The sequence below is a fragment of the Brevibacterium sp. ACRRH genome (genome assembly GCF_022346365.1).
GTDB lineage: Bacteria > Actinomycetota > Actinomycetes > Actinomycetales > Brevibacteriaceae > Brevibacterium > Brevibacterium paucivorans.
The window spans coordinates 79,162-102,699 of sequence record NZ_JAKRMN010000003.1 but is presented as its reverse complement, the minus strand read 5'-3'; the positions used below and the strand labels follow the sequence as shown (position 1 = coordinate 102,699).

Genomic DNA, 23,538 nt, shown 5'->3' with positions numbered 1-23,538 from the left:
GTTAACCGGACGAGTAAACCTGAGTGTGCCTTAACCCAAAAGCACCTGAAGCTCGTCCCAACGGGATTGTGGGACGGTCTTGAGGTTGTTAACGGCATGTGCCATTTGAACTGATGTGATGTCCACGCCCGCGAGGCTTGTCATGTACCCCCACTTTTCTTGGTGAACCAGTTCAACAGCGGCCATACCAAGACGGGTTGCAAGTACGCGGTCATACGCGGTGGGGGAGCCACCTCGTTGAAGGTGCCCCAAAATCGTCGCACGGGTTTCAACTCCGGTTGCTTCTTCAATCAGTGGAGCCAAGTGATTGGCGACGCCACCCAGACGCACACGGCCGTGCTTGTCGCGCCCGGCGTCCGAGACCTGCGTATCGAGGTCCTCGGGTACAAAACCTTCTGCCACAACGACAATCGGGGCACGACCTCGGTCCCGGGCAGAACGCACCCATGTATAGATCTGCTCATAGGGGACCGGGAACTCTGGGAGCAAAACGGCCTGCGCACCGCCGGCCATTCCCGCGTGCAGAGCGATCCAACCCACGTTGCGTCCCATCACTTCCACTACCATGCAGCGGTGGTGTGACTCGGCCGTGGTGCGCAATGCGTCTAGCGACTCAGTTGCAATTGAAGCGGCCGTGTCGAAACCGAACGTGTAGTCCGTGTTGTTGAGGTCGTTGTCAATGGTCTTGGGGACACCCACAACTGGCATGCCTTCGTCGTCGGCGAGGCGGGCAGCACCGGCCAGCGTGCCCTCGCCCCCAATCGCGATGATCGCGTCGATGCTGTGTTCCTCCATGACACGTTTCATCTGGTCCGGCCCACCCTGGGAATACGGGTGGGTGCGGGACGTACCCAAGATGGTTCCACCTCGGCCGGAAATTCCACGGACGTCATGAGTGGTGAGCGGGACGTAATCAGCTTCCAGCAAGCCACGCCACCCGTCTTTAAGGCCCACGAACGTGTCGCCAGTTTCGCGCACGCCCTTGCGCACCGCTCCACGAATTACGGCGTTGAGCCCGGGGCAGTCGCCGCCGGAGGTCAAGATTCCAATGTTCATACCGGTCTCCCTAGGTCTACTGCTGTTGCTACTGACTGACTGGTTGTTGGATGGTCTTGCTCATTGCGGCGCAACTGCTCGTTACTGACCTTCGCGGTATCCGCGTGCCAGTCTTACGTCGTCGCCACCTAGCAGATTGAAGCCCTTGATGATGAGCGTGCCGTTAGAGCCGTCGCCACGTGCGTTCTGCGCAATATCTACGCCGCCCAAGAATGAAAAACTCTTGTCGATGATGCGCACGCCTGGGGGCACGTAGATATCGTGGCCGGCCATGACGTTGATGGTTTCAATTGTGAACTCAACGCCTGGACCCATCACGTCGCACAGGTCGTAGTCATTGCCTCCCAACATTGCCACCGCGCTGACCTTGGGGGTGTTTGGGGCGACGACCTGGTTTGACCCGCTCAAAATACAAATTGCGGTGTCACTTTCGCCTGTCCCGGGTTTGGCAGGTTGGATGGGGCCGGGGCGTTGGTTGTTATAGGTGCCGAGGTGGGACCCGGGTTTGGTTGCCAAATCGGTGCTTTCGCGGCGCAACGTGTCGCGTGACCGGAGGTCCTTCTCGAGCTCGTCGGCTTCAGGGATGTCTTCGACGAGTGCGGGGAGCTGGTCGATGTACATGGCCTTAAGGGCTTGCGAATGGCGCTCGTCGAATTCGATTGCAGTGAGTTGGCCACGCGAGAGTGCGTCAGACAAAGCAGAGACGACTGAGTCGCGGTCGGTATCGCTTGCGCGGGTCCGGCGGAGCTTGGGCTGTGGTGCAGATTGTTCAATGGAGCTGTTGGTGTCTGGCTGGACCTTTTCGAGGTCCTTGCCTTCGCCTGAGTGTGCGCTGGAGTTGGACATATTCTGATCCTATCGATTTTGGTCTCAGTCTAGTCCGTTGGTGTAGCTTTCTGCTGGCTGTGCAGGGTGTTTGACAGCCGTCTAAAGTGAACAACCTCTAAACGATTGTGACTCAAATTGACGCTGACCGTTCGTGGCGTTTACGCTTAACTGTGGTTGTTTTCAAAACGACCGTGCTTGTGTGCGTGCATTCAAGCAATCTCATGCGCGGAAAAGCGTCTGTCAGATGGAAGCGGTTCTACGATCTATCTGGAATATGCCAGTTCGACACACCCGAGCGCGGGGGTTGAGGAGGCGCGTGAGAACTGTGATTGGGCAGGTAGCTTCACCCAGTTGCAGATGGACATGTCCACCACTCATAAGGGTGGTGGAATTAGGAATATTGAGAAGCAATGGAGAAGTAGTGCCAACTATTCAGCAGCTCGTCCGCAAGGGACGACACGACAAGGCCGCGAAGAACGCGACGCCTGCCCTTTTGGGTAGCCCGCAGCGTCGTGGCGTGTGCACCCGTGTGTACACAACAACGCCGAAGAAGCCTAACTCAGCCCTGCGTAAGGTGGCTCGTGTGAAGCTTTCTTCCCAGATTGAAGTAACCGCCTACATTCCGGGTGAAGGACACAACCTGCAGGAGCACTCGATCGTGCTTGTGCGCGGTGGACGTGTGAAGGACCTCCCTGGTGTTCGCTACAAGATCGTGCGTGGTTCGCTTGACACCCAGGGTGTCAAGGGACGCCAGCAGGCACGTAGCCGTTACGGAGCCAAGAGGGAGAAGAAGTAATGCCACGTAAAGGACCCGCACCTAAGCGCCCGGTAGTTATTGACCCAGTTCACAACTCACCGCTTGTTACCCAGCTCATCAACAAAGTTCTGCTTGACGGTAAGCGTTCGACTGCAGAGCGCATTGTTTACGGAGCACTTGAAGGTGCAAGCGCAAAGGCCAACATGGAGCCAGTTCAGTTGCTGAAGAAGGCGCTGGATAACATCCGCCCGGCCCTTGAAGTTCGTTCCCGCCGTGTTGGTGGTGCCACGTATCAGGTTCCAGTTGACGTGCGTCCTGCGCGTTCGACCACGCTTGCTCTGCGCTGGCTCGTAGGTTTCTCCCGTCAGCGTCGTGAAAAGACCATGACGGAACGCCTCATGAACGAAATCCTTGACGCAAGCAACGGCCTCGGTGCCGCTGTGAAGCGTCGTGAAGATACTCACAAGATGGCCGAATCCAACAAGGCCTTCGCTCACTACCGCTGGTAGTCGCTAATCTGGGGTAAGGGTAACTACCCTTACCCCAGATCCGAGCAAGTCAACGAGACGAGAGAGAGACACCGTGGCACTCGAAGTGCTTAGCGACCTTAAGAAAGTTCGCAACATCGGCATCATGGCGCACATTGACGCCGGAAAGACCACCACAACAGAACGCATCCTGTTCTACACGGGTGTGAACTACAAGCTCGGCGAAACCCACGACGGTGCGTCGACCATGGACTGGATGGAACAGGAGCAGGAGCGCGGTATTACCATTACCTCCGCTGCAACCACCTGCTACTGGGAAGAAAACCAGATCAACATCATTGACACCCCAGGCCACGTTGACTTCACCGTTGAGGTTGAGCGCTCGTTGCGCGTTCTCGACGGTGCCGTCGCTGTGTTCGACGGTAAGGAAGGTGTTGAACCACAGTCCGAAACCGTGTGGCGTCAGGCTGATAAGTACAACGTTCCACGTGTGTGCTTCGTCAATAAGATGGACAAGCTCGGTGCTGACTTCTACCACACCGTAGGCACCATTAAGGACCGCCTTGGCGCGAAGCCTCTGGTGATCCAGCTTCCTATCGGTGCTGAATCAGACTTTGAAGGTGTCGTCGACCTCATCACCATGAAGGCGTACGTCTGGCCAGACGAAGAAAAGAAGGGCCAGGACATGACGGAAATTGAGATCCCTGAAGATCTCAAGGACCGCGCTGAAGAATACCGCGCCACCCTTGTTGAAGACGTTGCTGAAGCGTCGGACGAACTCATGGAGAAGTACCTCGAGGAAGGCGAACTGCCAATCGAGGACATCAAGGCTGGTATTCGTAAGCTCACCATTAACTCGGAAGCATTCCCAGTGATGTGTGGCTCGGCCTTCAAGAACAAGGGTGTTCAGCCAATGCTGAACGCCGTTATCGACTACCTGCCGTCACCTCTGGATGTTCCTGCGGTTCAGGGACACCCTGTTAACGACGAAGAAACCGTTATTACACGTGAACCAAAGAAGGACGGCCCATTCGCCGCTCTTGCGTTTAAGGTTGCGACCCACCCGTTCTTCGGTTCGCTCACCTACGTGCGTGTGTACTCTGGTTCTGTGAAGCCTGGTGACCAGGTTCTTAACACCACCACCGGAAAGAAGGAACGCGTCGGTAAGCTGTTCCAGATGCACTCGAACAAGGAAAACCCTGTTGAGGACGCATTCGCTGGACACATCTACGCGTTCATCGGTCTGAAAGACACCACCACCGGTGACACACTCTGCGATGCATCGAACCCAATCGTTCTTGAATCGATGTCGTTCCCAGAGCCAGTGATCTTCGTGTCGATTGAACCTAAGACCAAGGGTGACCAGGAAAAGCTTTCGACTGCGATTCAGAAGCTCGTAAAGGAAGACCCAACGTTCACGGTTAACCTGAACGAAGAAACCGGTCAAACTGAAATCGGTGGTATGGGTGAACTTCACCTTGACGTTTTCGTCGACCGCATGAAGCGCGAATTCAAGGTTGAAGCAAACATCGGTAAGCCGCAGGTTGCCTACCGCGAAACGATCCGCCGCACGGTGGAAAAGCAGGACTACACCCACAAGAAGCAGACGGGTGGTTCTGGTCAGTTCGCAAAGGTACAGGTCACCATCGAACCTATGGAGGTCGAGGGCGACACGATTTACGAGTTCGAGGACGCTATCACTGGTGGTCGCGTTCCTCGCGAATACATTCCAAGCGTTGACGCTGGTATCCAGGACGCCATGCAGATGGGTGTTCTCGCTGGTTACCCGCTGGTGGGCATCAAGGCCACACTTGTGGACGGTGCTTACCACGACGTCGACTCTTCGGAAATGGCGTTCAAGATCGCTGGATCCATGGTCCTGAAAGAGGCTGCGAAGAAGGCGAACCCGGTTCTTCTCGAACCTCTTATGGACGTTGAAGTTCGTACTCCCGAGGAGTACATGGGTGACGTCATCGGCGATCTGAACTCGCGTCGCGGTCAGATCCAGTCGATGGAAGACGCCACCGGCATTAAGGTAGTCAAGGCACACGTGCCACTTTCCGAAATGTTCGGTTACATTGGCGATCTGCGCTCGAAGACTCAGGGACGCGCCGTTTACTCGATGCAGTTCCAGAGCTACTCTGAGGTCCCGAAGGCTGTTGCCGACGAGATCATCCAGAAGACCCGCGGCGGAGAGTAATCTCCGACGTTCGTCTGGCCGGTAAATTGCCGGCCGGACAGCAAATTAAAGGAAAGGCGCGGCCACAAGGGCCGCACCAACCACGAGGAGGAACCCAGTGGCAAAGGCTAGTTTCGACAGGACTAAGCCGCACGTCAACATCGGTACCATTGGTCACGTTGACCACGGTAAGACGACTCTGACCGCGGCAATTACCAAGGTTCTGGCTGACAAGTACCCCGACCTCAACGAGGCACGGGCATTCGACCAGGTTGACAACGCTCCAGAAGAAAAAGAGCGCGGTATTACCATCAACGTTTCACACGTTGAATACCAGACCGAAAAGCGTCACTACGCACACGTTGACGCCCCTGGTCACGCCGACTACATCAAGAACATGATTACCGGTGCGGCACAGATGGACGGTGCGATCCTTGTGGTTGCAGCTACCGACGGTCCTATGCCGCAGACCCGTGAGCACGTTCTTTTGGCTCGCCAGGTTGGTGTGCCTTACATCGTTGTCGCACTGAACAAGTCCGACATGGTTGACGATGAAGAACTGCTCGAACTGGTTGAAATGGAAGTTCGTGAACTTCTGTCCAGCCAGGAATTCGACGGCGACGACGCACCTGTTATCCGCGTTTCGGCTCTCAAGGCTCTTGAAGGCGACGCTGAATGGGTCAAGTCGGTTGAAGAACTCATGGAAGCTGTTGACGAGAACGTTCCTGAACCAGAGCGCGACGTTGACAAGCCATTCTTGATGCCAGTTGAAGACGTGTTCACGATTACCGGTCGTGGAACCGTTGTTACCGGTCGTGTTGAGCGCGGTGTGCTTCTGCCTAACGAAGAAATCGAAATCGTTGGTATCAAGCCACAGTCGTCCAAGACCACCGTTACCGCAATCGAAATGTTCCGTAAGACCCTTCCTGACGCACGTGCAGGTGAAAACGTGGGTCTGCTTCTCCGCGGTACCAAGCGTGACGAAGTTGAACGTGGACAGGTTATCGTTAAGCCGGGTTCAATCACCCCGCACACCAACTTCGAAGGTCAGGTCTACATCCTGTCCAAGGACGAAGGTGGACGTCACAACCCGTTCTACTCCAACTACCGTCCTCAGTTCTACTTCCGTACCACGGACGTGACCGGTGTCATCACCCTTCCAGAAGGAACCGAAATGGTTATGCCTGGAGACAACACCGACATGTCGGTTGAGCTGATCCAGCCAATCGCTATGGAAGAAGGACTCCGCTTCGCTATCCGTGAAGGTGGACGTACCGTTGGTGCTGGTCGAGTAACCAAGATCACCAAGTAGTTTCTTCGCTCAAACGCTCCGCAACCTCCGGGTTGCGGAGCGTTTGTGTTCTGTTGAAGCATGTTGCCAGGGCAAAAGCGGCCAGTGGTGCCCAGCAGCTAAACATCTGCTGAATTTGCATGCCTTTGGTCGCGTATGACAAGATAGACAAGTTGCAATTTTGGGCCATGACCCCTGCACTGCGCTGAAGCGCGAACGGCTCAAGACTCCGGGACGAATCTATAAGGTTCAATCAACCGGCAACAAAATGAATGGAAACGTGGAATTTTGTCCGCGAGGACAAGACGACACGCCCGACCTCGGGGGTCGGTCACGCTCAGCTGGCGCAGACCGCGCGATCCGCAAGGACCGTGGTTGATGGCCAGGAAAACCGACAGATGGAGAAACGACGCCATGGCGGGACAGAAGATCCGCATCCGGCTCAAGTCGTACGACCACGCAGTCATCGACAATGCAGCACGCAAGATTGTCGACACAGTGACTCGCGCTGGCGCTACGGTTGTGGGCCCCGTGCCGTTGCCGACCGAAAAGAACGTGTACTGCGTTATCCGGTCGCCACACAAGTACAAGGACAGTCGCGAACACTTTGAGATGCGCACCCACAAGCGTCTCATCGACATTGTTGACCCAACACCAAAAGCCATCGACTCGCTCATGCACATCGACTTGGCTGACGACGTCAACATCGAGATCAAGCTCTAAAGGAGGGACTAGAAATGGCTAACACCCGTTCTAAGGCCCTTCCGACAACACTCAACGTCAAGGGCTTGATGGGAACCAAACTCGGCATGACCCAGGTCTGGGATGAAAACAACAACCTGGTGCCAGTGACCGTGATTTCGGCTTCCTCAAACGTAGTAACACAGATTCGTAACGAAGAAGTTGACGGCTACAGCGCCGTTCAGATTGGTTACGGCGAGATCGACCCACGCAAGGTCAACAAGCCTGCAAAGGGTCACTTCGAGAAGGCCGGCGTTGCACCGCGCCGTCACCTCGTTGAACTTCGCACCGCAGACGCTGGCGAATACGAACTCGGACAGGAACTTTCCACCGAAGTTTTCGAAGCTGGCATCAAGGTAGACGTGACAGCAAACACCAAGGGTAAAGGTTTTGCCGGTGTTATGAAGCGTCACGGTTTTGCCGGTGTGGGAGCTTCGCACGGTCAGCACCGTAACCACCGCAAGCCCGGCTCGATTGGTGGAGCTGCCACCCCGGGTCGCGTTTTCAAGGGTATGCGCATGGCCGGACGCATGGGTAACGTGCGCCACACCACGCAGAACCTGACTATCCACTCAATTGACTCCGAAAACAACCTGCTCCTCATCAAGGGTGCAGTACCCGGACCAAAGGGTGCAGTTGTTCTCGTTCGCTCTGCTGCGAAGGGGGCCTGAGTTTAAATGTCTGAAAACCTAACCGTTGACATTCTTGACGCAAAGGGCAAGAAGGCTGGTTCAGCTGAACTGCCTGCGTCTATCTTTGACCAGAAGACCAACGTTCCGTTGATCCACCAGGTTGTTGTTGCACAGCTTGCTGCTTCACGTCAGGGAACCCACAAGGCAAAGACCCGCTCCGAAGTACGCGGTGGTGGACGTAAGCCATACCGCCAGAAGGGTACGGGTAACGCACGCCAGGGATCGATCCGTGCACCTCAGTACGCAGGTGGTGGAATCGTACACGGTCCAGTGCCACGCGACTACTCGCAGCGCACACCTAAGAAGATGAAGGCCGCTGCTCTGCGCGGTGCTCTTTCGGACCGTGCTCGCATGGGCCAGGTATTTGTCGTAAAGAACCTGATCGACTCGGACGTTCCTTCAACGAAGGCAGCGCGCCAGGCTCTCGAAGCTCTTTCGGACCGCGCGCACAAGCTGGTTGTGACGGAACGCGAAGACAGCGTCACCGCGCTGTCCGTGCGTAACCTGCCAACCGTACACGTGCTTACCTTCGATCAGCTCAACACCTACGACGTGCTCATGGCTGACGACATTGTGTTCACCGAAGCAGCTCTGAACAGCTTCCTTGAATTCGCACGTGGCGCTAAAGCTGGCGAAGCTCAGGAGGTTGCAAAGTGAGCGTAAAGATCAAAGACCCACGCGATGTCATCATCGCGCCGGTAGTTTCGGAAAAGACGTACGGTCTCATGGACGAAGGTAAGTACACCTTCCTCGTGAACCCACGTTCGAACAAGACTGAAATCAAGTACGCAATCGAATCCATCTTCGACGTGAAGGTAGCTTCCGTGAACACCCTGAACCGTCAGGGTAAGCGCACACGCACCCGCGCCGGATGGGGCAAGCGCAAAGACACCAAGCGTGCAATCGTTGCCCTGAAAGAAGGATCGATCGACATTTTCGGCGGATCGCTCTAAGCGATTCTCCTTGAAGAAGGAATAGGACTCATGGGAATCCGTAAGTACAAGCCGACGACCCCGGGCCGCCGTGGCTCCTCGGTCGCCGACTTTGTCGAAGTGACCCGGTCTACGCCGGAAAAGTCACTGCTCCGCCCTCTTCCAAAGAAGGGTGGTCGTAACAGCCAGGGCCGTATCACGACTCGTCACCACGGTGGTGGACACAAGCGCCAGTACCGCGTGATCGACTTCCGTCGTCACGACAAGGACGGTGTCGTCGCTAAGGTCGCACACATCGAATATGACCCTAACCGCACAGCTCGAATCGCACTTCTGCACTACGTAGATGGCGAAAAGCGCTACATCATTGCGCCTAACAAGCTGAAGCAGGGAGACCGTGTCGAAGCTGGTATTGACGCAGACATTAAGCCAGGTAACAACCTGCCACTGCGCAACATCCCAGTTGGTACCGTGATCCACGCTGTTGAACTCCGTCCTGGTGGTGGCGCCAAGATCGGTCGCTCAGCCGGAACTTCGGTTCAGCTTGTCGCACGTTTTGGTCGTTACGCTCAGTTGCGTATGCCTTCAGGCGAAATCCGTAACGTCGACGCTCGTTGCCGTGCAACCGTTGGCGAAGTTGGAAACGCCGAGCAGACCAACATCAGCTGGGGTAAGGCTGGACGTATGCGCTGGAAGGGCGTTCGTCCAACCGTCCGCGGTGTTGTTATGAACCCGATCGACCACCCACACGGTGGTGGTGAAGGTCGTACCTCAGGTGGTCGCCACCCGGTCAGCCCCTGGGGTCAGAAAGAAGGACGCACACGTCGTCCGAAGAAGGAAAGCGACAAGTACATTGTGCGTCGTCGTCGTACTGGCAAGAAGCGTTGATAGGGAGCCTCAGACATGCCTCGTAGCTTGAAGAAGGGCCCCTTCGTAGACGAGCACCTCTACAAGAAGGTTGCTGCTCAGAACGAAAAGGGCACCAAGAATGTAATCAAGACTTGGTCCCGTCGCTCGATGATCGTCCCAGACTTCCTGGGTCACACGATCGCCGTGCACGACGGACGCAAGCACGTACCGGTGTTCATCACCGAATCTATGGTCGGGCACAAGCTCGGCGAATTTGCCCCCACGCGGACGTTCCGCGGCCACGACAAGGATGACCGTAAGGGTCGTCGCCGCTAAGGCGACCGGCTCATAAGGTCTAAGAAAGAAGGAAACGATGGAAGCCAAGGCGAAAGCGCGCTACCTGCGTGTTACGCCCCAGAAGGCTCGGCGTGTCGTCGACCTCGTTCGTGGTCAGCAGGCAACCGAAGCCCTCGCGGTGCTGAAATTTGCTGAACAGTCAGCGTCAGAGCCGGTGTACAAACTGATCGCCTCCGGTGTTGCTAACGCACGCGTTCTTGCAGACAAGAACGGCGAAGCATTCAACGAAGACGACCTGTACATTTCGGAAATCTACGTTGACGAAGGTCCCACTATGAAGCGTTTTAGGCCACGTGCCCAGGGCCGTGCCTTCCGCATCAACAAGCGCACCAGCCACATCACTGTGGTGCTGTCTGACGAACAGGGCGCTTCACGAAAGGAGAACGCCTGATGGGTCAGAAAATTAACCCCAACGGGTTCCGTTTGGGAATCACCACCGACCACAAGTCAAAGTGGTTCACGGACTCCAACAAGCGCGGTCAGCGTTACGCAGACTTCGTAGGAGAAGACGTTCGTATCCGTGAAATGCTCCAGAACAACCTGGAACGTGCTGGTCTTTCCCGCGTAAACATCGAACGTACCCGTGACCGTGTGCGTGTGGACATCCACACCGCTCGTCCCGGTATCGTAATTGGTCGCCGAGGTGCGGAAGCCGACCGTCTGCGCGGTCAGCTTGAGAAGCTCACCGGCAAGCAGATCCAGCTGAACATTCTGGAAGTAAAGAACCCAGAGATCGATGCTCAGCTCGTTGCTCAGGGTGTTGCTGAGCAGCTCGCAAGCCGTGTGGCATTCCGCCGCGCGATGCGTAAAGCTATCCAGTCCGCACAGCGTGCAGGTGCCAAGGGTATCCGTGTGCAGTGCTCGGGCCGTTTGGGTGGCGCTGAAATGAGCCGTTCCGAGTTCTACCGTGAAGGCCGTGTGCCGCTGCACACCCTGCGTGCGAACATCGACTACGGCTTCTACGAAGCACACACCACTTTCGGTCGCATTGGTGTCAAGGTCTGGATCTACAAGGGCGACCTGACAGACAAGGAACTGGCTGCACAGGAAGCCGCACAGCCAAGTGGTCGTGGACCACGCGGCGGTGGACGTGGCCGAGGCCGTGGTGGCCGTGGACGCGGTGGCGACCGTGGTGGACGCCAGCAGCAGAATGACAACAAGACCGAAGCAAAGGCTTCGGCAGGATCGGAGGGCTGACCCGTGCTGATCCCACGTCGTGTTAAGTACCGCAAGCAGCACCACCCAAAGCGTCGCGGTCTGGCAAAAGGTGGAACCGAAATCGCATTCGGTGACTGGGGTATCCAGGCTCTCGAACCTGCGTACGTGACCAACCGTCAGATCGAAGCCGCACGTATTGCAATGACCCGTCACATCAAGCGTGGCGGTAAGGTCTGGATCAACATTTACCCAGACCGTCCACTGACCAAGAAGCCTGCTGAAACCCGTATGGGTTCCGGTAAGGGTTCACCTGAATGGTGGGTTGCAAACGTTAAGCCTGGTCGTGTTCTTTTCGAACTCGCCGGTGTGAGTGAAGAAGTGGCACGCGAAGCTCTTCGCCTCGCAACCCACAAGCTGCCACTCAAGGCTCGTATTATTTCTCGTGAAGGTGGTGAGTGACCATGGCAGTAGGTTCAAAGGACCTCTCAATGGACGTCCTCGACGGCTATGACAACGACCGCCTCGTCGAGGAACTCAAGAAGGCTAAGGCCGAACTTTTCAACCTGCGTTTCCAGTCCGCTACCGGCCAGCTGGAAAGCCACGGTCGCCTTAAGGCCGTACGCCGTGACATCGCGCGTATCTACACGGTCCTTCGCGAGCGCGAGCTGCAGATCCGCACCAACCCGGCCGACGCAAAGGAAGAGGGTAAGTGATGGCTGAGCAGAACGAAACGCCAGAAGTTGTCGAACGTAACAGTCGCCGGACTATGCGTGGCTACGTGGTTTCTGACAAAATGGACAAGACCATTGTCGTAGAAGTCGAAGACCGCAAGAAGCACCGCCTGTACGGCAAAGTGATGCGTACGACCTCGAAATACAAGGTTCACGACGAGATCAACACCGCTGGTGTGGGTGACCTCGTTCGTATCGTCGAAACCCGCCCGCTTTCGGCAACAAAGCGCTTTAGGTTGCTCGAGATCATCGAGCGCGCCAAGTAAGCACTTTTACAACACCTCGGTCCCTCCCGGTCCCAGCTTTTCCAGGCTGGCTACCGGGACCCGAGGTGCGGGCATTTTGTCAATAACCGTTCCGTCAGGCTCATTACGAGAACCGACGAGACGACAGGAGAGAATCAGTGATTCAGCAGGAGTCGCGACTCAAAGTCGCTGACAACACGGGTGCGAAGGAAATCCTCGCAATCCGCATCCTCGGAGGATCTGGACGTCGTTACGCGGGCATCGGTGACACCATCGTTGCAACCGTGAAGGACGCTATCCCCGGTGGAAACGTCAAGAAGGGCGATGTCGTCAAGGCAGTAGTCGTCCGCACACGTAAGGAACGCCGTCGTCCAGACGGTTCATACATCAGCTTCGACGAAAACGCAGCCGTCATTCTGAAGAACGACGGCGAGCCTCGTGGAACACGTATCTTCGGGCCAGTTGGCCGTGAACTTCGCGACAAGAAGTTCATGAAGATCGTTTCGCTTGCTCCGGAGGTGTTGTGAGTATGCCGAAGATGTACATCAAGAAGGGTGACCTGGTTCAGGTTATTTCCGGTGCACGCCAGTCCCGCGGTGGAGACCGTGGCAAGCAGGGCAAGGTTCTCAAGGTTTTCCCTGAGCAGAACCGCGTTCTGGTAGAAGGAGTCAACCGCGTCACCAAGCACAAGAAGCCAGCACAGACCGCAACCGGCGCTACCGCTGGTGGAATCGAAATCCAGGAAGCACCGATTCACGCGTCGAACGTCATGCTCGTTGACCCTAAGGACAACAAGCCGACTCGCGTGGGCTTCCGCGAAGAGAAGGTCGAACGCGACGGTCGCACCAAGACTGTTCGCATCCGCTACTCACGTCGTACTGGGGAGGACATCTGATGACAGAAGCAACTGTGTCAAGCCGTCCGTTGCCACGTCTGAAGCAGGTGTACCGCGACGAAATCGTCCAGAAACTTCAGGACGAATTCTCGTACGCAAACCCCATGCAGGTTCCAACGCTCACCAAGGTTGTTGTCAACATGGGTGTTGGAGACGCGGCACGCGACTCGAAGCTCATCGAAGGTGCAATCCGTGACCTCACCATGATCACGGGTCAGAAGCCTGTTGTGACTCGCGCTAAGAAGTCGATCGCGCAGTTCAAGCTGCGTGAAGGACAGCCCATCGGTGCTCACGTAACCATGCGTGGAGCTCGTATGTGGGAATTCCTGGACCGCGTAGTTTCGCTGGCCCTGCCACGTATTCGTGACTTCCGCGGTCTTTCGGACCGCCAGTTCGATGGAAATGGTAACTACACGTTCGGTCTGACCGAACAGTCGATGTTCCACGAAATCGATCAGGATTCAATCGACCGCGTTCGTGGTATGGACATCACCGTCGTAACCACAGCAAAGAACGACGACGAGGGCCGTGCGCTGCTTAAGCACCTCGGCTTCCCCTTCAAAGCAAACTGAACTACTACGTTGTAGGTCTGCGCGTTCACACGCGTAGAAACCCCAACGAGGAAGGGCACAAGCCCAATGACAATGACCGATCCGATCGCAGACATGTTGACACGTCTGCGTAACGCAAACTCGGCGTACCACGAGGACGTCAGCATGCCTTACAGCAAGCTGAAGTCAAACATCGCCGAAATTCTTAAGGCTGAAGGTTACATCGCTGACTACCGCGTCGAAGACGCTCAGGTTGGAAAGAGCCTCCAGCTCGACCTCAAGTTTGGTCCGAACCGTGAACGTTCGATTGCCGGTATCAAGCGTGTTTCGAAGCCAGGTCTTCGTGTGTACGCAAAGAGCACCGCACTTCCTAAGGTCCTTGGTGGACTGGGAATCGCAATCCTGTCAACGTCCTCGGGCCTCTTGACTGACAAGCAAGCCGCAAAGAAGGGCGTGGGCGGGGAAGTCCTCGCCTACGTTTGGTAGGAAAGGAGAGATAGCAGATGTCACGTATTGGCAAACGGCCCATCTCCGTTCCGTCCGGCGTCGAGGTGAAAGTTGACGGCCAGAACGTCTCGGTTAAGGGACCTAAGGGTGAACTCGCGCTCACTGTGGCTGAACCAATCAAGGTCAGCTTGGATGACGCTGAGATTACTGTGAGCCGTCCTGACGACGAGCGTGAAAACCGTTCGTTGCACGGTCTTACTCGTTCCCTGATCCAGAACAACATCGTTGGTGTCACCGAAGGTTACTCAAAGAACCTCGAAATCGTTGGTACCGGTTACCGTGTTCAGGCAAAGGGTAAGAACCTGGAGTTCAATCTGGGTTACAGCCACTCGATCACCGTTGAACCTCCTGCAGGTATCGAATTCAAGGTTGACGGTCAGAACAAGCTGAGCGTCAACGGAATCGACAAGCAGCTGGTTGGCGAGGTTGCGGCTAACATCCGTAAGTTGCGTAAGCCTGAACCGTACAAGGGTAAGGGAATCCGCTACGCCGGCGAAGTTGTTCGCCGCAAGGTTGGAAAGGCTGGTAAGTAACCATGGCCTTTGGAAAGAAGCAAAGCTATGGCAAGGGCAAGGCCGCTGCGCGTGCCCGTCGCCACAACCGTCTGCGCAAATCTGTGTCGGGTACTTCTGTTCGTCCACGTCTTTCCGTGACGCGTTCGGCTCGCCACATGTTTGTTCAGGTTATCGACGATGTCGAAGGCAAGACCCTCGCATCTGCTTCCACCATGGAAGCAGACGTGCGTGCAATGTCCGAGGACAAGACTGCTAAGGCGCGCAAGGTAGGCGAGCTCGTCGCTGAACGCTCCAAGGCCGCCGGCATCGAAGCTGTTGTGTTCGACCGTGGTGGTAACGCTTACCACGGACGTGTCGCAGCAGTTGCTGAAGGTGCACGTGAAGGAGGGCTGAACCTGTGAGCGAAGAAAACAAGAATCAGCAAGAACAGGCTGAGCAGAACAACAAGTCTGACGAACGCGGTCGCGGCCGAGGTCGTGGCGAGGGTGGCGGACGTCGCGGTAACCGTGGCGACCGTGACGACAAGAACCAGTTCATCGAGCACGTTGTCACCATTAACCGTGTGTCCAAGGTTGTGAAGGGTGGACGTCGTTTCTCCTTCACGGCTCTTGTGGTCGTCGGTGATGGCGATGGCATGGTTGGTGTTGGCTACGGCAAGGCGAAGGAAGTTCCTGCCGCTATTGCTAAGGGTGTTGAGGAAGCGAAGAAGAACTTCTTCCGCGTGCCTCGCATCCAGAAGACCATTCCTCACCCTGTTCAGGGTGAAGACGCTGCCGGTGTAGTTCTGTTGCGCCCTGCGGCTCCTGGTACCGGTGTTATCGCCGGTGGTCCTGTCCGCGCGGTCCTCGACTGTGTCGGTATCCACGACATTCTGTCGAAGTCGCTGGGTTCGGCTAACGCGATCAACATTGTTCACGCAACGATTGCGGCTCTGAAGCAGCTGGAACGTCCTGAGGAAGTTGCTGCTCGTCGTGGCCTGCCTGTTGACGAGGTTGCTCCTCACGCTCTGCTTGTTGCGGCGCAGAAGGGAGCTGCTTCCTAATGGCAAAGCTCAAGATTACCCAGGTGAAGTCAAAGATTGGTGGCAAGGAAAACCAGCGCCAGACGCTTCGTACGCTTGGTCTTCGTAAACTGCACGACACCGTCGTGAAGGAAGACCGTCCGGAGATCCGTGGCATGGTGAACACCGTTAGCCACCTTGTAACGGTCGAAGAGGTGGACTGATATGGCCGACAACAAGGCACTGAAGCTCCACGATCTGCGTCCGGCTCCCGGTGCGAAGACCGCTAAGACTCGTGTGGGTCGCGGTGAAGCATCGAAGGGTAAGACTGCGGGTCGCGGTACTAAAGGTACGAAGGCACGCTACCAGGTTCCGGAGCGCTTTGAAGGTGGCCAGACGCCACTGCACATGCGTCTTCCTAAACTGCGTGGTTTCAAGAACCCGAACAAGGTTGAATACCAGGTCGTGAACCTCGACAAGTTGTCGCAGCTGTTCCCTGAAGGTGGAACGGTGACTGTTGACGACTTGGTTGCTAAGGGTGCTGTACGCGCTAAGCAGCCGGTGAAGGTTTTGGGCACTGGTGAAATCACCGTGAAGCTCGACATCACGGCACACAAGTTCTCAAAGTCGGCAGCTGACAAGATCGCTGCGGCAGGTGGCTCGGCTACCAGCTTGTGATGAATGAATAGGAATGGGGAGGAACTTCGGTTCCTCCCCATTTTTCTTTGCCCGCCTCCAGGAGAACTGTCCTCAGCGGAAGTGGCCCTCAACGCCCGAGGTGGGTGACACCTCGGCGGGGGTCATGCCTTGGGTTTGCTGAGTGAGTATGTGATGTACGCGGCGATGAATGTGCACGAAAATGCGAGCAGTCCGAAAAAGGCCATCCATACCAGGATGTTTGGCACGGGGAGTGCCGCAATTCCGAAAGCGATGCATGTGATGATGACGGCGATGCTCATTGCGGCGAGTGCTGAAATGAATGCGCGGGCGCCGTTGGCAAGTTTGCGGACTGACTCTGCTTGCATGTTCAACTCCTGTGTTGGGTAGGTGAGAGAAGTAGGGGTGTTACTCCACACTGATGGTATTGTGACCAAGAACTCACAAGAAATTCCTCCCGTTTCACGGAGAAAATGTGGCAAATAGATACAGGATCACTAGACCCGGATTCGACGTTGTTTCGGTTTTCGGTAGCTTGTGGGCTTGCGCTTTGCCGATACCTGTAATCGTGGCGATGCTGGGGGAGCGGGGGTATTCCGAATCTTCGGTGCGAAATCAGATCGGGCGCATGGTGTCGCGTGGTGCGATGCAAGCGGAAAAGCGTGGCAAGTTTGCGGTGGTGTCGTTGGCACCCCACGTTGAGGCGAACTTTCTGCAGGTCTCGCCGGCCGCGGTTCCGCCAGTGTATGACGGAACGTTGTCGCTGTTGTTGTATCAGGTTCCCGAGGTGTCCCGCACCTGCCGCGACAAGTTGGTTTATATTGCTGAACACCACGGGTATGGGAAGTTGCGGTCTGGAGCATTGCTGGGTGTTGTGGACCGTTCGCATGAAGTGTTGCCGTTTGTGGAGTTGCCGCACGATGCTTGGGCTACGGCGACAACGCTCCATCCAGTTTCACAGTGCCAGGCACAAGAACTTGTCGAGCGTGCGTATGGCGTGAGTGAAAAGGTGCAAGTGATAGAAGGTGTGAGCACGCAGGTTTCAGAGCTTGAACGCTCATACCGGTCATCGAGCGGGGTTTCGTCGTCGAAGTATTACGACGTGTTCTTTACCGCCTCAATGTTGGGGTTCCGGTTACCGTCTCTACCCGACGAAGTGACGACGGGCCCCAACTTGGCAGTCGTGCAAGCAAAACTCATGAAGGCGCTCTCGGAATTGCATAGAGTCGCATTGCGTGACGCAGAAAAGGCTGTGGCACGTATGGTGCCTAGCGCTGAGCTGATCGAGTACCGCGACAGTTGAACAGGGGGCGCATGCACCGTATAGGTAAGGGTGCTTGCGCGTTCTCGGTAAAAGTTAACGTTCGCGTTACAGTCATTGCCCGACTTACTGATAAAGTGCTCTGGTACTGTAATCGGACTTCTGCGCCACGGTGCGAACCGTGGCCACTATTTTGGAGGACTCTTGCTCGGCGCAATTGGGCGGGCCTTTCGTACGCCTGACTTGAGAAACAAACTCCTCTTTACCCTTGGGGTAATCGTTTTGTTCCGGCTCGGAAGCTTCATTCCCGCGCCTGGTATTGACTATTCGCAGGTGCAAACCTGTGTTGCTTCGCCCGCTCTTGGTCAAGGCGCATTCGGGCTCATCAACCTGTTTAGTGGTGGTGCGCTCCTCAAGCTTTCGATCTTTGCCTTGGGAATCATGCCGTACATTACGGCCAGCATTATTACGCAGCTTCTGCGCGTAGTGATCCCTCGGTTCGAAGCGCTCCACAAAGAAGGCGCTTCTGGGCAGGCTAAGCTCACCCAGTACACCCGTTACATGACCATTGCCTTGGCGATTCTGAACGCCACCACCTTGGTGACCACTGTTCGCACCGGTGCCCTGTTCGGCAACGTGGACGCATGTATGAACCTGATTGCAAATGACTCGTGGTGGGGAATCTGCATTATTGTTCTGACGCTGACCGCCGGTACCGCACTCATCATGTGGATGGGTGAACAGATCACCGAACGCGGTGTGGGTAACGGTATGTCGATCCTGATTTTCACCTCGGTGGCTGCTGGATTCCCTGCCGCTCTGAACTCGATCCTGACCTCGAAGGGTATCGACATCTTTGCGATCGTTTTGGCTGTTGGTCTGCTGGTCATCCTGGCCGTTGTTTTCGTTGAGCAATCACAGCGTCGCATCCCCGTTCAGTACGCAAAGCGCATGGTTGGACGCCGCATGTTCGGTGGTACTTCCACCTACATTCCAATCAAAGTCAACCAGGCTGGTGTTATCCCGGTCATCTTCGCTTCCTCGGTTCTCTACTTGCCAACGTTGATTGCTCAGTTCGGCGACCCGGAAGCCGGGTGGGTGCAGTGGATTAACGCTCACCTCACGCGCGGTGACCACTGGATCTACATTGTGACGTACGCTGTGCTCACGATCTTCTTCGCTTACTTCTATGTTGCGATTACCTTCAACCCAGAAGAAGTCGCCGACAACATGAAGAAGTACGGTGGATTCATTCCGGGTATTCGTGCGGGACGGCCCACGGAGCAGTACTTGAGCTTCGTCCTGACGCGTATCACGTTCCCCGGTTCGCTGTATTTGACCGTGGTTGCATTGATCCCGCTCATCGCGTTGATCTTGATCGACGCAAACCAGGACTTCCCGTTCGGTGGAACGTCGATTCTGATTGTGGTGGGTGTTGGTCTTGAAACCGTTAAGCAGATCAACAGCCAGATGCAACAGCGTCACTACGAAGGTTTGCTCAGGTAGTTCAGAAAGGTAGCTAAAGCATGCGCATCATTTTGATTGGTCCCCCTGGGGCAGGAAAAGGAACTCAGGCTGCTCGTTTGAGTGAAAAGCTGGGCATTCCCGCTATTTCGACGGGTGACATCTTCCGTGCCAACGTCAAGAACGAAACTGAGTTGGGCAAGACAGCTAAGCGCTACATGGACGCTGGCGAGTACGTTCCCGACGAGGTGACGAACTCCATGGTGCAGGACCGTCTCAACCAGGACGACACGGCAAATGGGTTCATGCTCGACGGTTACCCACGTACCGAAGCGCAGGTTCACGAGCTGGACCGCATGCTCAAGGAGTCCTCGCAAGAACTGGACCACGTTGTTGAGCTGACTGCTGACACTGACGAAATCGTGGCGCGTCTGTTGGCTCGCGCTCAGATCGAGAAGCGCGCCGACGACACTGAAGAAGTGATTCGTCACCGTCTGGACGTCTACGTAGAACAGACTCAGCCGCTCACAGACATCTATGAAGAGCGTGGACTGTTGCGCAAGGTTGACGGTCTGGGTGAAATCGACGAGGTCACCGACCGCGTTCTCAAAGCATTAGGAGTGTAATGTTCGGTTCCAAAGTGGAACTGAAATCGGACAAAGAAATCGCGCTCATGCGGAAAGCTGGGCTCGTATCGCGGGCGGCTCTGGAAGCCGCCCGTTCGGTTTTGGTTCCGGGGGTTACCACCGCCGAGGTTGATGCGGCTTCCGCTCAAGCGATCGCTGACGCTGGGGCCACCTCCAACTTCTTGGGGTACTACGGTTACCCTGCGACTGTCTGTGTTTCAGTGAACGAAGAGATTGTTCACGGGATCCCCGGTGATCGGGTGATTCGCGAAGGCGACCTCGTTTCGATTGACGGTGGCGCGATTGTGAACGGTTGGCATGGTGACAACGCCTTCACCACGATCGTGGGCGATGGCGGGAATCCTGCTGACCAGCGTTTGTCTGATGTGACCGAGGAATCTATGTGGGCGGGTATCGCTGCGTTTGCTTCCGCTAAGCGGGTCGGCGACGTCGGTGCCGCAATTGAGGGCTACATCATGGATGTGGCCCCTGACCTGTCCGTTGTGGAAGATTTCACTGGCCATGGAATTGGCACGCAAATGCACATGGAGCCCGAGGTTCTTAACTACGGGGCGAAGAACCGTGGCCCCCGGGTTCGCCCTGGAATGGTCATCTGTATCGAGCCAATTGTGGTGCGCGGTGATCAGGCGAACACCACACTGGATGACGAATGGACGGTCATAACTAATGACGGTTCGCGTGCCGCGCACTGGGAGAACACGGTCGCAATGCACCAGAACGGTATCTGGGTTTTGACCGAACCCGACGGGGGAGAAGCACGACTGGCGCCCTATGGCGTTACCCCTGTGCCACTTTCTGAATGAAAGCGGGTATAAAACACCTCGGGCGAAAAATTTTAAAAAAGTAGTGACGAGGTTCACATAGATTGATCAGAGTGTCTTAAGATCAAACCCATGACACAACATCAATTGCAACGGCGGAGGCGCGGTGTCGGCGCCTTCGCCTTTATTTCGTCCTTGTCCCTCGCAGTAACCATGGGTGCGTTCCCCGCGCAGGCACAGCCCACCGAAGATGCACCGACGCAAGATTCGGCAACGGAAGCTGCACAGACCCCTGCCGCCTCGGAAGAAGCACAGGAAATCGCCGAACCCCGCGCCCCGGAGGAAACGGCGGCACCTGAAGCCACCTCGGACGCGGAACCAACCGAAACCCCCACCGACGCTGACGCAGAAGGCGCAGAAGAACAGCCAGCCCCCGTTGGCGAAGGTGAAGAACCAGCCGAAGACGCTCTGGACAAGTACTACCCAGAGCTCGCCAAGAAGATGTTTGACGCCGACGGTGACGGCAAGTACAAGATCACCGAACCAGTCGAAGGCGGCAAAGGTGCCGGAAACATCGCGCCTGGACTCGAGAAGTTCTACAACCAGAAGGTCGACTTCTCGCCCGAAAACTGTGAAGCACTGGGCTACAGGACTTACGAGGATGTCGTTGGGCGTAAGGCCGAATGTGGCTACATGATCGCGCCCATCGATGTGAAGGACGCCAGCAAGGGCAACATCGCTATTGCGGTCATGAAGGTCAAGTCGGGGAAGCTTGATAAAGACGGCAAATTCACGCCAACGAAGGCCAAGGGTTCGGTCATGTGGAACCCAGGTGGCCCAGGTGGCTCCGGTATGACCATGTCGGTCGCCGGCGCCAAGTTTGACCCAGAATTGGCTGAAGACTTCGACATGATCGGTTTCGACCCACGCGGAACTGGTTCCTCGATGCCGTTCTCACAGTGCTCGTCCGACAAGCAGGTCGACAAGGACCGTGAGTCCAACTCGTTCGGAATGGACCGCGACGCAGCGGAAGAAGACCTGAACAACCGTGCGAAGCGTTACACGGACGACTGCTTCAGCAACACAGGAAAGCTCTTCGACCTGGGTAAGGCTACTCAGGAAGACGTCATGAAGCACCTGGGAACCTGGGACGCTGTTGGTGACCTGGACCTGCTCCGCTCTATCACCGGTGACGACAAACTGAACTACGTGGGATTCTCCTACGGAACGCGCCTTGGTTACGTGTACGCGCAGAAGTACGGCGCGAACGTTGGGAAGTTGGTTCTCGACGGTGTTGTTGACCCGGGCAACGTAGACAAAGCTGCGATCGAGTCTCTGAAGCAAGTCAACCAGCGCTCTGACCGCTACCTCACCAAGAAGGTCACGGCCAAGGCTCCTGTTGACGACTCGGACTTCACCGACGACCAGAAAGACACGATTGCGCAGGGTGCCGGATTCCAGGGCACGTTCGAACAGTTCGCACTGGACTGCTCAGAAAAGGGTGCAGAAAAGAAGACCTACGGTGAGCTCTGGCCAGAGTTTGCGGGCTCAGATCTTGCTGACCAGCCGTTCGCATGTGCTCTTGGCGACGGAATTACCGACACCAAGAAGCTCACTGAAGCTAACGCTAAACTCCTGCAGACATTGGAAACTGCGAACGACGGTAAGGGTCTGCCAACCGGACAGCCAAACGACAACCGTATGGTGTCTTTTGCTGACGGACGTCAGGGTGTATTCCAGGCCCTGTACTCCGAATCCCTGTGGTCGCAGCTCAACGTCGCTCTGAACGAACTGAAGGCCGGAAAATCTGCCGGTGGTCTGATGATCCTGGCTGACCAGTACATGGACCGTGACGAAAACGGTCACTACGCACCAATGCTGCAGGCGTTCACCAACATTCGATGCACCGACTCGAACTCGAAGGGTGACGAACCGTCGAAGGACCTGCTTCGTCGTTTCGCCCAGGCGTATGACGACGCTGCTCCGTTCCAGGCTGCAACCGTAGCTCCTGGTGTGTACGACTACTGTGACTTCTGGAAGTTCAAGGGAACCCTGCCTGGCCCTGAAAAGCTGACCAAGGTTCCGAACACTCTGGTTATCTCGACATCCCACGACTCGGCTACCCCGTACGACTCGGGTGTGAAGCTTGCACGTCTGATCGACGGAACCCTGCTGAGCGTTTCGGGAGCTTCGCACACCTCGTTCATCTCTGGTGAAGAAGAGAAGATGTGTGTTGACGAAACTGTGAACGACTTCTTCAAGAAGGGCACTGTTCCAGAAGACGGTGACTTTGGTGCCAAGCTCAAGAAGCCGGACACCGCCAAGGACGACCTGGGCAACACCGTTACGTTTAACACCCGCTGCAAGGTTGAAACGTTCCGCGAATCGTCGTTCTCAACCTCGACGTCGAAGGCACACGCTGGTGAAAAGATCGGCTTCATGTTTGGCCACTACACTTCGGAAGCTGAGTACAGCGTCCGTGTGGGTGACGAAACGGTTGCGACCGCGAAGTCTGACAACGGTGGTAACGGTGCCGGCACCTTCACCCTTCCTGAAAGCCTGGAACCAGGAAACGTCAAGGTTTCACTGGTGGACGCCAAGGGCAAGGTTCTTGCCACACGCGACCTTGAAATCATGAAGAAGGAAAAGCCTAAGGAAGAAGAGCCTGAAACCGGTGGAAACGTCGACAACGGCAAGGATGGCTCGTCCGACAAGGGCGGTTCCTCTGATGAAGGCGACGGTAAGGACGGTTCCGACAAAGGCGGTTCTGAAAAGGGCGGCTCCGATAAGGGCGGTTCGTCCGACGGTGGCTCCGATAAGGGCGACGGCAAGGGATCTAAGGATTCCAACGCCAACGGCTCAATGCCACGCACTGGTACTGAACTTGGATTCCAAGCAGGAATTGCTCTGATCCTGGTTGCAACTGGTGCAGGTGCAGTCGTTGTTGCACGCAAGCGCAGGCAACAGTAAAAATAG

Annotated in this window: 32 protein-coding genes; 29 read left to right on the top strand and 3 right to left on the bottom strand. The window is 56.1% G+C overall.

Annotated features, from left to right (window positions below; genetic code table 11):
* Positions 1-30 precede the first annotated feature (30 nt).
* Together MHX53_RS04110 and MHX53_RS04105 are read right to left on the bottom strand one after the other, a co-directional pair.
* The gene (locus MHX53_RS04110; protein WP_102238550.1) at positions 31-1,056 is read right to left on the bottom strand and encodes a 6-phosphofructokinase; all 1,026 of its coding nucleotides are present in this window, start codon (positions 1,054-1,056) and stop codon (positions 31-33) included.
* 81 nt (positions 1,057-1,137) lie between these two features.
* Entirely contained in the window at positions 1,138-1,902 is a 765-nt protein-coding gene (locus MHX53_RS04105) for a DUF1707 domain-containing protein (RefSeq protein WP_102238551.1), read from the bottom strand.
* A 403-nt stretch (positions 1,903-2,305) separates the two neighbouring features.
* Between MHX53_RS04105 and rpsL the strand changes: the two genes are divergently transcribed.
* From rpsL to rplO, 24 genes are all read left to right on the top strand, one after another.
* The gene (rpsL, locus tag MHX53_RS04100; RefSeq protein ID WP_005881551.1) at positions 2,306-2,680 is read left to right on the top strand and encodes a 30S ribosomal protein S12; all 375 of its coding nucleotides are present in this window, start codon (positions 2,306-2,308) and stop codon (positions 2,678-2,680) included.
* Positions 2,680-3,150, top strand: coding sequence for a 30S ribosomal protein S7 (rpsG, locus tag MHX53_RS04095; protein WP_005881550.1), 471 nt, complete (start codon positions 2,680-2,682; stop codon positions 3,148-3,150). The genes rpsL and rpsG overlap by 1 nt, the downstream gene beginning before the upstream one ends.
* Before the next feature lie 73 nt (positions 3,151-3,223).
* Complete coding sequence (gene fusA, locus MHX53_RS04090; protein ID WP_102238552.1) at positions 3,224-5,329, top strand: elongation factor G; 2,106 nt, start codon at positions 3,224-3,226, stop codon at positions 5,327-5,329.
* A 97-nt stretch (positions 5,330-5,426) separates the two neighbouring features.
* The gene (gene tuf, locus MHX53_RS04085; RefSeq protein ID WP_102238553.1) at positions 5,427-6,620 is read left to right on the top strand and encodes an elongation factor Tu; all 1,194 of its coding nucleotides are present in this window, start codon (positions 5,427-5,429) and stop codon (positions 6,618-6,620) included.
* A 393-nt stretch (positions 6,621-7,013) separates the two neighbouring features.
* Complete coding sequence (gene rpsJ / locus MHX53_RS04080) at positions 7,014-7,322, top strand: 30S ribosomal protein S10 (RefSeq protein WP_040347502.1); 309 nt, start codon at positions 7,014-7,016, stop codon at positions 7,320-7,322.
* Between the two features lie 14 nt (positions 7,323-7,336).
* The gene (gene rplC, locus MHX53_RS04075; protein ID WP_005881539.1) at positions 7,337-8,011 is read left to right on the top strand and encodes a 50S ribosomal protein L3; all 675 of its coding nucleotides are present in this window, start codon (positions 7,337-7,339) and stop codon (positions 8,009-8,011) included.
* 6 nt (positions 8,012-8,017) lie between these two features.
* Positions 8,018-8,689 (top strand): 50S ribosomal protein L4, encoded by a 672-nt coding sequence (gene rplD, locus MHX53_RS04070; RefSeq protein WP_102238554.1) that lies wholly within the window; start codon positions 8,018-8,020, stop codon positions 8,687-8,689.
* Positions 8,686-8,985 carry a 50S ribosomal protein L23 gene (rplW, locus tag MHX53_RS04065; protein WP_102238555.1) on the top strand — a complete coding sequence of 100 codons (300 nt, stop codon included), beginning with the start codon at positions 8,686-8,688 and terminating at the stop codon, positions 8,983-8,985. The genes rplD and rplW overlap by 4 nt, the downstream gene beginning before the upstream one ends.
* A 30-nt stretch (positions 8,986-9,015) precedes the next feature.
* Complete coding sequence (rplB, locus tag MHX53_RS04060) at positions 9,016-9,852, top strand: 50S ribosomal protein L2 (protein WP_102238556.1); 837 nt, start codon at positions 9,016-9,018, stop codon at positions 9,850-9,852.
* A 15-nt stretch (positions 9,853-9,867) separates the two neighbouring features.
* Positions 9,868-10,149, top strand: a complete 282-nt coding sequence (gene rpsS / locus MHX53_RS04055; protein ID WP_005881532.1) for a 30S ribosomal protein S19 — start codon at positions 9,868-9,870, stop codon at positions 10,147-10,149.
* Positions 10,150-10,186: 37 nt separating this feature from the next.
* Positions 10,187-10,561 (top strand): 50S ribosomal protein L22, encoded by a 375-nt coding sequence (rplV, locus tag MHX53_RS04050; protein ID WP_005881530.1) that lies wholly within the window; start codon positions 10,187-10,189, stop codon positions 10,559-10,561.
* Complete coding sequence (gene rpsC, locus MHX53_RS04045; protein ID WP_102238557.1) at positions 10,561-11,367, top strand: 30S ribosomal protein S3; 807 nt, start codon at positions 10,561-10,563, stop codon at positions 11,365-11,367. The genes rplV and rpsC overlap by 1 nt, the downstream gene beginning before the upstream one ends.
* Positions 11,368-11,370: 3 nt before the next feature.
* A complete protein-coding gene (rplP, locus tag MHX53_RS04040; RefSeq protein ID WP_102238558.1) occupies positions 11,371-11,787 on the top strand; it encodes a 50S ribosomal protein L16 in 417 nt (138 codons plus the stop codon).
* Positions 11,788-11,789: 2 nt separating this feature from the next.
* A complete protein-coding gene (rpmC, locus tag MHX53_RS04035) occupies positions 11,790-12,041 on the top strand; it encodes a 50S ribosomal protein L29 (RefSeq protein WP_005881525.1) in 252 nt (83 codons plus the stop codon).
* Positions 12,041-12,325: a 30S ribosomal protein S17 gene (rpsQ, locus tag MHX53_RS04030; protein ID WP_102238559.1), complete on the top strand. Its 285-nt coding sequence runs from the start codon at positions 12,041-12,043 to the stop codon at positions 12,323-12,325. Before rpmC ends, rpsQ begins: the two co-directional genes overlap by 1 nt.
* 137 nt (positions 12,326-12,462) lie before the next feature.
* Entirely contained in the window at positions 12,463-12,831 is a 369-nt protein-coding gene (gene rplN / locus MHX53_RS04025; RefSeq protein ID WP_005881521.1) for a 50S ribosomal protein L14, read from the top strand.
* Between the two features lie 2 nt (positions 12,832-12,833).
* On the top strand, positions 12,834-13,199 hold the full coding sequence (gene rplX, locus MHX53_RS04020) for a 50S ribosomal protein L24 (protein WP_102238560.1): 366 nt from the start codon (positions 12,834-12,836) through the stop codon (positions 13,197-13,199).
* Entirely contained in the window at positions 13,199-13,771 is a 573-nt protein-coding gene (gene rplE / locus MHX53_RS04015; protein WP_102238561.1) for a 50S ribosomal protein L5, read from the top strand. Before rplX ends, rplE begins: the two co-directional genes overlap by 1 nt.
* 66 nt (positions 13,772-13,837) lie before the next feature.
* A complete protein-coding gene (gene rpsH, locus MHX53_RS04010) occupies positions 13,838-14,236 on the top strand; it encodes a 30S ribosomal protein S8 (protein WP_102238562.1) in 399 nt (132 codons plus the stop codon).
* A gap of 17 nt (positions 14,237-14,253) precedes the next feature.
* Positions 14,254-14,790 carry a 50S ribosomal protein L6 gene (rplF, locus tag MHX53_RS04005; protein ID WP_102238563.1) on the top strand — a complete coding sequence of 179 codons (537 nt, stop codon included), beginning with the start codon at positions 14,254-14,256 and terminating at the stop codon, positions 14,788-14,790.
* A 2-nt stretch (positions 14,791-14,792) separates the two neighbouring features.
* On the top strand, positions 14,793-15,173 hold the full coding sequence (gene rplR / locus MHX53_RS04000) for a 50S ribosomal protein L18 (protein WP_102238564.1): 381 nt from the start codon (positions 14,793-14,795) through the stop codon (positions 15,171-15,173).
* A complete protein-coding gene (rpsE, locus tag MHX53_RS03995; protein WP_102238565.1) occupies positions 15,170-15,814 on the top strand; it encodes a 30S ribosomal protein S5 in 645 nt (214 codons plus the stop codon). Before rplR ends, rpsE begins: the two co-directional genes overlap by 4 nt.
* Positions 15,814-15,996, top strand: coding sequence for a 50S ribosomal protein L30 (gene rpmD / locus MHX53_RS03990; RefSeq protein ID WP_102238566.1), 183 nt, complete (start codon positions 15,814-15,816; stop codon positions 15,994-15,996). The genes rpsE and rpmD overlap by 1 nt, the downstream gene beginning before the upstream one ends.
* A gap of 1 nt (position 15,997) precedes the next feature.
* The gene (rplO, locus tag MHX53_RS03985; protein ID WP_102238567.1) at positions 15,998-16,450 is read left to right on the top strand and encodes a 50S ribosomal protein L15; all 453 of its coding nucleotides are present in this window, start codon (positions 15,998-16,000) and stop codon (positions 16,448-16,450) included.
* A 122-nt stretch (positions 16,451-16,572) separates the two neighbouring features.
* On the opposite strand, the gene MHX53_RS03980 is transcribed toward rplO, so the two are convergent.
* Positions 16,573-16,797: a hypothetical protein gene (locus MHX53_RS03980; RefSeq protein ID WP_239271364.1), complete on the bottom strand. Its 225-nt coding sequence runs from the start codon at positions 16,795-16,797 to the stop codon at positions 16,573-16,575.
* A gap of 182 nt (positions 16,798-16,979) precedes the next feature.
* Here MHX53_RS03980 and MHX53_RS03975 point away from each other — a divergent pair, with 182 nt between their 5' ends.
* The 5 genes from MHX53_RS03975 to MHX53_RS03955 all read left to right on the top strand — a co-directional run bounded on the left by MHX53_RS03975 (position 16,980) and on the right by MHX53_RS03955 (position 23,532).
* Complete coding sequence (locus MHX53_RS03975) at positions 16,980-17,732, top strand: hypothetical protein (protein ID WP_239271363.1); 753 nt, start codon at positions 16,980-16,982, stop codon at positions 17,730-17,732.
* Between the two features lie 162 nt (positions 17,733-17,894).
* On the top strand, positions 17,895-19,196 hold the full coding sequence (gene secY, locus MHX53_RS03970; RefSeq protein WP_102238570.1) for a preprotein translocase subunit SecY: 1,302 nt from the start codon (positions 17,895-17,897) through the stop codon (positions 19,194-19,196).
* A gap of 20 nt (positions 19,197-19,216) precedes the next feature.
* Positions 19,217-19,780 carry an adenylate kinase gene (locus MHX53_RS03965; protein WP_180965321.1) on the top strand — a complete coding sequence of 188 codons (564 nt, stop codon included), beginning with the start codon at positions 19,217-19,219 and terminating at the stop codon, positions 19,778-19,780.
* On the top strand, positions 19,780-20,604 hold the full coding sequence (gene map, locus MHX53_RS03960) for a type I methionyl aminopeptidase (protein WP_239271362.1): 825 nt from the start codon (positions 19,780-19,782) through the stop codon (positions 20,602-20,604). The genes MHX53_RS03965 and map overlap by 1 nt, the downstream gene beginning before the upstream one ends.
* Positions 20,605-20,694: 90 nt before the next feature.
* Positions 20,695-23,532 (top strand): alpha/beta hydrolase, encoded by a 2,838-nt coding sequence (locus tag MHX53_RS03955; RefSeq protein ID WP_239271361.1) that lies wholly within the window; start codon positions 20,695-20,697, stop codon positions 23,530-23,532.
* Positions 23,533-23,538: the final 6 nt, after the last annotated feature.

Excerpts from the sequence above, each read along its gene's own strand:
- rpsH (WP_102238562.1), top strand. The coding sequence starts at position 13,838 with ATGACAATGACCGATCCGATCGCAGACATGTTGACACGTCTGCGTAAC.
- rpsS (WP_005881532.1), top strand. The coding sequence starts at position 9,868 with ATGCCTCGTAGCTTGAAGAAGGGCCCCTTCGTAGACGAGCACCTCTAC.
- rplO (WP_102238567.1), top strand. The coding sequence starts at position 15,998 with ATGGCCGACAACAAGGCACTGAAGCTCCACGATCTGCGTCCGGCTCCC.
- rplD (WP_102238554.1), top strand. The coding sequence starts at position 8,018 with ATGTCTGAAAACCTAACCGTTGACATTCTTGACGCAAAGGGCAAGAAG.
- MHX53_RS03965 (WP_180965321.1), top strand. The coding sequence starts at position 19,217 with ATGCGCATCATTTTGATTGGTCCCCCTGGGGCAGGAAAAGGAACTCAG.
- rplB (WP_102238556.1), top strand. The coding sequence starts at position 9,016 with ATGGGAATCCGTAAGTACAAGCCGACGACCCCGGGCCGCCGTGGCTCC.
- rplV (WP_005881530.1), top strand. The coding sequence starts at position 10,187 with ATGGAAGCCAAGGCGAAAGCGCGCTACCTGCGTGTTACGCCCCAGAAG.
- rpmC (WP_005881525.1), top strand. The coding sequence starts at position 11,790 with ATGGCAGTAGGTTCAAAGGACCTCTCAATGGACGTCCTCGACGGCTAT.
- rplX (WP_102238560.1), top strand. The coding sequence starts at position 12,834 with ATGCCGAAGATGTACATCAAGAAGGGTGACCTGGTTCAGGTTATTTCC.
- MHX53_RS03955 (WP_239271361.1), top strand. The coding sequence starts at position 20,695 with ATGACACAACATCAATTGCAACGGCGGAGGCGCGGTGTCGGCGCCTTC.
- rplE (WP_102238561.1), top strand. The coding sequence starts at position 13,199 with ATGACAGAAGCAACTGTGTCAAGCCGTCCGTTGCCACGTCTGAAGCAG.
- rpsG (WP_005881550.1), top strand. The coding sequence starts at position 2,680 with ATGCCACGTAAAGGACCCGCACCTAAGCGCCCGGTAGTTATTGACCCA.
- rplR (WP_102238564.1), top strand. The coding sequence starts at position 14,793 with ATGGCCTTTGGAAAGAAGCAAAGCTATGGCAAGGGCAAGGCCGCTGCG.
- rplF (WP_102238563.1), top strand. The coding sequence starts at position 14,254 with ATGTCACGTATTGGCAAACGGCCCATCTCCGTTCCGTCCGGCGTCGAG.
- MHX53_RS03980 (WP_239271364.1), bottom strand. The coding sequence starts at position 16,797 with ATGCAAGCAGAGTCAGTCCGCAAACTTGCCAACGGCGCCCGCGCATTC.
- rpmD (WP_102238566.1), top strand. The coding sequence starts at position 15,814 with ATGGCAAAGCTCAAGATTACCCAGGTGAAGTCAAAGATTGGTGGCAAG.
- rpsJ (WP_040347502.1), top strand. The coding sequence starts at position 7,014 with ATGGCGGGACAGAAGATCCGCATCCGGCTCAAGTCGTACGACCACGCA.
- MHX53_RS04105 (WP_102238551.1), bottom strand. The coding sequence starts at position 1,902 with ATGTCCAACTCCAGCGCACACTCAGGCGAAGGCAAGGACCTCGAAAAG.
- rpsC (WP_102238557.1), top strand. The coding sequence starts at position 10,561 with ATGGGTCAGAAAATTAACCCCAACGGGTTCCGTTTGGGAATCACCACC.
- MHX53_RS04110 (WP_102238550.1), bottom strand. The coding sequence starts at position 1,056 with ATGAACATTGGAATCTTGACCTCCGGCGGCGACTGCCCCGGGCTCAAC.
- map (WP_239271362.1), top strand. The coding sequence starts at position 19,780 with ATGTTCGGTTCCAAAGTGGAACTGAAATCGGACAAAGAAATCGCGCTC.
- rplC (WP_005881539.1), top strand. The coding sequence starts at position 7,337 with ATGGCTAACACCCGTTCTAAGGCCCTTCCGACAACACTCAACGTCAAG.
- rpsQ (WP_102238559.1), top strand. The coding sequence starts at position 12,041 with ATGGCTGAGCAGAACGAAACGCCAGAAGTTGTCGAACGTAACAGTCGC.